Origin of the sequence: Porphyromonas sp. oral taxon 279 str. F0450 (assembly GCF_000292995.1) — a bacterium.
Lineage (GTDB): Bacteria > Bacteroidota > Bacteroidia > Bacteroidales > Porphyromonadaceae > Porphyromonas > Porphyromonas pasteri.
Map to the genome: position 1 here is coordinate 1 of NZ_ALKJ01000039.1, position 5,922 is coordinate 5,922.

The window sequence follows — 5,922 nt, forward strand, 5'->3', positions numbered from 1 at the left end:
CCGGAAGGTGCGGCTGGAACACCTCCTTTCTAGAGTTCTGAAAATGGGCTTTAGTATAGTTAGTGTAGTATGTACGTATGCGATGAGTTAGGTAGTTTTTCTGAATGTGCGTACTCGCTTCTGCTGTCATATCGATCTTCTCACCCATCGCGAGGCGGTGACTGGCTACCCAGCTGGTCACCGCCTCGCTTCGTTTTATACGAGTCTGCAAGGGGTGGCAGAGTGTGCAACGTGTGCATAATATTTGTTGATATATTTGCGGTGTAAGTGAGAAGTTGTACGGAACGCTGCTATTATGAGTTACACTTCAAAGAAGGTATTCTCTAAGGTGTATGATAGAAGGGGCTGTAGCTAATCACACCCAATAATATTAACCTGTATTAAGCGAAATGGCTATTACCTCAATCGACAAGCTGATGGGGGTACCTTCTTCGTGCCGGGCTACCAGCGTGGTTATCGCTGGGGACGGCAGGAAGTGGAAGCTCTCTTGAATGACCTTTGGGAATTCTATCTTCAGACGGAAGAGAAACCGGATGAGGAGGAGCGTGAAAACCTCTTGGAAAAGAATAAGAATCTCTTCTATTGTCTACAGCCTGTTGTCCTTTACAAGGATAAGGATGAGCAGGCACGTGAAAACCTCTTGGATGGGCAGCAACGCCTGACTACAATTTATCTCCTCCTCTCCTATTTGGATAGTCGTCGCCGTGAAGAAGGCTACGACAAGCCCCTGTTTACGCTGGAGTATGCTACGCGCGAGGATAGTGCCGACTTCTTAGCGAAAAAGCTCTTTGCCTCAGAGGAGTCCGAGGTGGCGAGTAATGTAGACTATCATTATATGCGTGCAGCCTATGGCTACATCAAGGATTGGTTTACTCAGGCTCCGAAGCATCCAGGCGCAGCTGGTAAGCTGATCCCTCTTCTTCTGGATGAGGATGGGAAGGGGCCTAATGTTCGTGTCATCGAATACTATGTAGAAGATGATAGCGATCCTATTGATGTTTTCCTTCGTCTCAATCAAGGGAAGATCCCCCTTACAGATGCAGAGCTGACTAAGGCGCTCTTCCTGCAAAGTGATAAGTATGATGCTAAGCTTTTGCCCTATGTCAGCCCAAAGCTTGACTTGATAGCCGGTGAGTGGTATGCTTATGAGCAGCAGTTGTCTGTTCCTAAATTCTGGCACTTCATCTCTCCGTATGATGCGCAGTCTACACCTCCCTCAATTCGACTTCTATTGGAGCTTGCAGCCAGAGACCTTCAGTCAGCGACAAGCTACAAGAACACCCCCGAGCTATGGGAGTCGAAGAAGTACACGCACCCTTACTACACGATCTTCTCGGATTATTTGCAGGGGTACAGTGGTGAAGAGCGCCTAAAGAAAATAGGGGAGATCTGGGAGCGTATCTACACGATCTTCGGTCTAATATCTGAGTGGTATGAGGATCAAGAGCTCTATCACTATGTCGGCTATCTAATGTGTACTGAGTCCTCTAAAAGGATTACACTACTGCGTAAACTCCTTAAGCAAGCAAAGACGTGTACTGCGCCTGAGTTCAAGGCCTCTCTCCGTAGAGCAATCGGGAAGAAGATAGAGAGAATCCGCTTAAATGAGTTATCCTACGAAGAATCCCAAGCAGATATCCATCAGGTTCTTCTTCTGCACAACATCCATCAGCACATCTTCACTTCCGAGCAGATACGCTTCCCCTTTGATCTATATACAAAGGAGAAGTGGTCGCTGGAGCATATCTATGCACAGCAGTCCGAGCCTCTGCGAAATCGAGAGGAGCAGATTGGCTTCATCGAGGAGCACATCGCTACCTTTAGGGAAGATGCTTTCGGAGATGATGAAGAGACTTCATCCCTTATAGACGAGCTGGAGGGTATTCGATCCCAGATCCAAGAGCCCAAAAAGGAGGAGTCCGAACGAGTTTCTCTCTTTGAGAAAGCGCTGGAGTTGATTACGGCTTTTGAAGTAAAGCATATGGGAGATACGGGGCCTCTACACGGTCTGCAGAATCTCTGTCTGCTGAGTAGAGGTGTCAATAGCGCCTTGAGTAATCGAACCTTCGCACGCAAGCGAGCGATAATGCGAGAGATAGTGATGACAGCTACCCAGGAGTACATCCCTATGGCGACACGTCGGGTCTTCCTGAAGTACTACAGCGCCTCTCCTAAGGATAATGCCTACTGGCGTCGCGAAGATGCTGAAGCATATATGGAGCATATCCGTAGTGTGTGCAAGCATTATACTTCACCCTCTAATGCAAATGACTAAGTGATGAATCCCAATTATACCCTAAAAGAGCTCCTGGATAAGTATTCAGTCGTAATCCCTCAGCTGCAGCGAGACTACGCGCAGGGACGAGATGAAGCCAAGGAGCTACGCGAGCGCTTCCTCTCTCAAATCCTGCACGTACTACGAGGGGAGGGGCGACTGAACCTGGACTTTGTCTACGGATATGACAAAGCTCTTTCGCCTAATCACCATCCCATCTTCTATCCTCTTGATGGACAGCAGCGCCTGACGACCCTCTGGCTGCTCCACTGGTATCTACTCCCTTCAGAATCCCTAGCGGAAGAGCGCGAGTGGCTCCTACGGTTCTCCTATCGTACCCGCTCGAGCTCTACCCGCTTCTGCCAGCTCTTGGTCGAGCATGCTGTGGTAGATGACTCGCGACTGGATGTCGCCGCGATCAAGGATCAGCCTTGGTACCGTCAGTCTTACAATGCGGATGCCACTATCACAGCGATGCTGGGGACGCTACGCACCATCAAGGAGCTAGTAGCCCGCGAGGAGCGGTCAGCCCTTTGGGAGCGTCTATGCCACCAGCGTGCGCTTACCTTCGATGTGATTGATATCAAGGGTGAAGAGTTCCGATTGACCGATGAGCTCTATATCAAGATGAATGCGCGAGGCAAGCAGCTAACGTCATTTGAGTGCTACAAGGCTGACTTGATTCAAGCCTTGCGTAAGTTGGATGACCTAGGAAAGCCTTGGCTATATAAGAAGGGGCAACTCAGCTATGCAGACTACTTTGCCTTCAAGGTCGACAATGAGTGGTTGGATCTCTTTTATAATGGGGAGATTGATGGGCTGGATGAGCGTATGTATGGCTTTATCCAAAATATAGCTAAGCTCTGTTTCTTCCTCGATCCCGAGAATGCGAAGAAAAATGTTGATGCCTTTACCTACTGGGACAGTGTCAATGTCTTCTTGATACCAGACAATGCGCATCGCCTCATCTCCATACTCGATCTCTTTGAGAGGATTCAAGCCAAGCAGCCCCTGAGGGACTTCTTCGCTACGCTAACTCCTTCCATTCGCTTCTTGGAGGAGGGTGGAAAGGACGCTTCTGCGTCTGTGAAGGATCTCTTTAGAGAGAGCTGCGAAAAGAATGCGTCAGTAAACTTGGTCTTGCTACTGGCTATGAGCTACTATATGGAGACGTATAAGCTTGTCGAGGCTACCGAAGAGCTTCAAGACTATCTACGAGTCGTGCGCAATCTCCTTTGGGAAGAGCGACAACTGGATGAGATGCATTATCGGTCTAATGTACGTATCAATAGCCTCTTGACCTACTGGGGCTGGATTGAGCCTCTCGCCTCACGGAAGCAGGTCCTCGATGCGATAAAGAACTCGGGTGAGGTGTTCTCAAAGAAGCTGCATCAGCGGGTAGACTTCATCTTGAAGTATCCTGAATTGAAGCCGCTCATTGGAGAGCTGGAGGATCATCCACTCTTGGCTGGGCAGCTGGGCATCTTTGATTTAGCCCAGGATGCTAACGAATTCAAGCGACAGGCAGAGGCTTTCAAGCAAATCTTCGACCCCGCATTTTGTGCTCGAGAAGATGCTGACCAGTTGATTATCCGTGCACTGGTAGCCTCGGGATATCCAGGTGTCCAGGGCAAAAAAGTGTGGGGAGGCTCTCGAGATACGTGGTTCTTCGGTGGTAATGGCTACTGGAGTACCGTACTTTCCATTGAGGAGTACGATCAACCTAAACAGCGCAATGCGATTCGTCAGCTCTTGAGTCAATTTGCTGGCGGTACGGGAGATACCAAGGAGCGACTGCAGCGAATTATCGATGCTTACCTCGGAAGTGAGGATGCAAAGCGGCGTCGTTGGCGCTATTACTTCGTGAAGTACCCTGAGTTTTACTCTGGTAAGATCAACTTCTTTGCTCGGGATAATCGAGAGGAAACAGCCGATGCTTATGTTGATCCCCTGAAGAGTTTTTCACGTAATCCTCTGAGGGGCTATCACGCTAATGCGTATGTGCAAGTGGTATGGCGGCTGGTAGGAGGGGGAGATACCCACTGTCGTCCTGAGTGGGTACAAGGAGCTAAAGACTCCAGACTGCACTTACTGCGCTCGGATATTTATATCGAATATACCCCCGAGGGCTGGAGGATTGACCTTCCACAGGGCTATGTACTCCCGGAGGAAATTATGCAGGAGTTTGGGCTTAGCCCCAGCAATCTCATCCTACGAGAGACGCCGACAGCCGACCGGATAGAGCGAGCTGTTGCCTTCTGTAAGAGCCTTGCCGAACCTCCACTCCTTGATTAATGTATAGCGCCCCGTTGCTTGGCTGTGTATAGCCAGCAGCGGGGCGCCTACTATTATATATAGGTAGTTAAATCGACCAGTACTGGTCGGTGGTCGGAGCAGTACTGGTCAGCCGGCGAAGTAGTACTGGTTACTAATAGCGACCAGTAGTGGTTGGAGTGGTGACCAGTACTGGTTGCTTTCTTCTCTTCGGTGTAGGGTAGTGCGAAGCTATATAGGTCGGTGGGCAAAGCTATGTAGGTCACGAAAGCAATCTATATAGGTCGTAGTGCCGACCTATATAGGTTCGCCCGCCGACCAATATAGGTTGATATCACTCTTGCCGATATGTATTGAGTGGGGTAGGGGAGAATGCGGGAGCTTTCCCCTTTCTACATACCTTTCATCCCCGCCAAATACTACGCCTCCCTATTGCCCTCTTGCGCCTACTTCCAGAAGGTGTGCTGTGCTCCAATAGTTGTTTGGGATCAAACGACTATTGGTTTGGGGTGCGAACAACTATTAGTTTACTACTCGAATAAGTAGTTGTTTGCATTCAAACCACTACTGCTTCACCCGCGAATGACTACTGGTTTGCACCGCCTCCCTATATCGCTACACAGCTGCCAGCTGCCCTATTCACCCTCCATTCCCCCACTCAGCGTACCTCTTCCCCGCTCAAGCACCTCGTTCTTCCCCCGCGAAAGCGCCCCTTTCTCCCCAGAGAATGAAAAAATTTTTACCCCTTGTAAGTTGCTTGCTTAAGGGTAAATGAATGCAACTCAACGGGTGTTATTGAGAAATATTTTGCGTGAAGATTTGGTTTGTATTTAGTTTTTGCTCTATCTTTGCAACCGCAAACGAGAAACGAACCGCCTTGAAGAAGAGCTGACCCGAGCGAGGGTAGCTGAGACGGAAAGTAAAGACGTTAGCGCACGACTTAAGTAAGGCGACTTACTTATGATTGGCTCAAAGGAGGTGTCACAAGGTTCACACCAGCGGCCCTCTTAGCGATCATTGACATACTTGATAAAAACAAACGAGAAAACAACGTAGAGCATATATAATAAGTTAGTATACAACCTGCGTGCTTTCTGATAGTAATGTTAGAAGTACGTTAGGCGCAAAAACAGATAAGGGCAGACGGTGGATGCCTTGGCTCTCGGAGGCGACGAAGGACGTGATAAGCTGCGATAAGCTACGGGGATCGGCACATACGAATTGATCCGTAGATTTCCGAATGGGGCAACCCGGCATGTAGAAGACATGTCACACTGCAGAGCAGTGAGCGAACGTGGGGAACTGAAACATCTAAGTACCCATAGGAGAAGAAAACAAAAGTGATTCCCTTAGTAGTGGCGAGCGAACGGGGA

At 49.1% G+C, this 5,922-nt stretch carries 2 protein-coding genes and 1 rRNA gene; all 3 read left to right on the top strand.

The features are described from left to right. Positions 1-379 precede the first annotated feature (379 nt). Positions 380-2,275 carry a DUF262 domain-containing protein gene (locus tag HMPREF1323_RS07915; RefSeq protein WP_255344671.1) on the top strand — a complete coding sequence of 632 codons (1,896 nt, stop codon included), beginning with the start codon at positions 380-382 and terminating at the stop codon, positions 2,273-2,275. A 3-nt stretch (positions 2,276-2,278) separates the two neighbouring features. Further along, a complete protein-coding gene (locus HMPREF1323_RS07920) occupies positions 2,279-4,570 on the top strand; it encodes a DUF262 domain-containing protein (RefSeq protein ID WP_009433631.1) in 2,292 nt (763 codons plus the stop codon). 1,102 nt (positions 4,571-5,672) lie between these two features. Continuing rightward, positions 5,673-5,922 (top strand): 23S ribosomal RNA (locus tag HMPREF1323_RS07925); the annotation flags it as partial.

Excerpts from the sequence above, each read along its gene's own strand:
- HMPREF1323_RS07920 (WP_009433631.1), top strand. The coding sequence starts at position 2,279 with ATGAATCCCAATTATACCCTAAAAGAGCTCCTGGATAAGTATTCAGTC.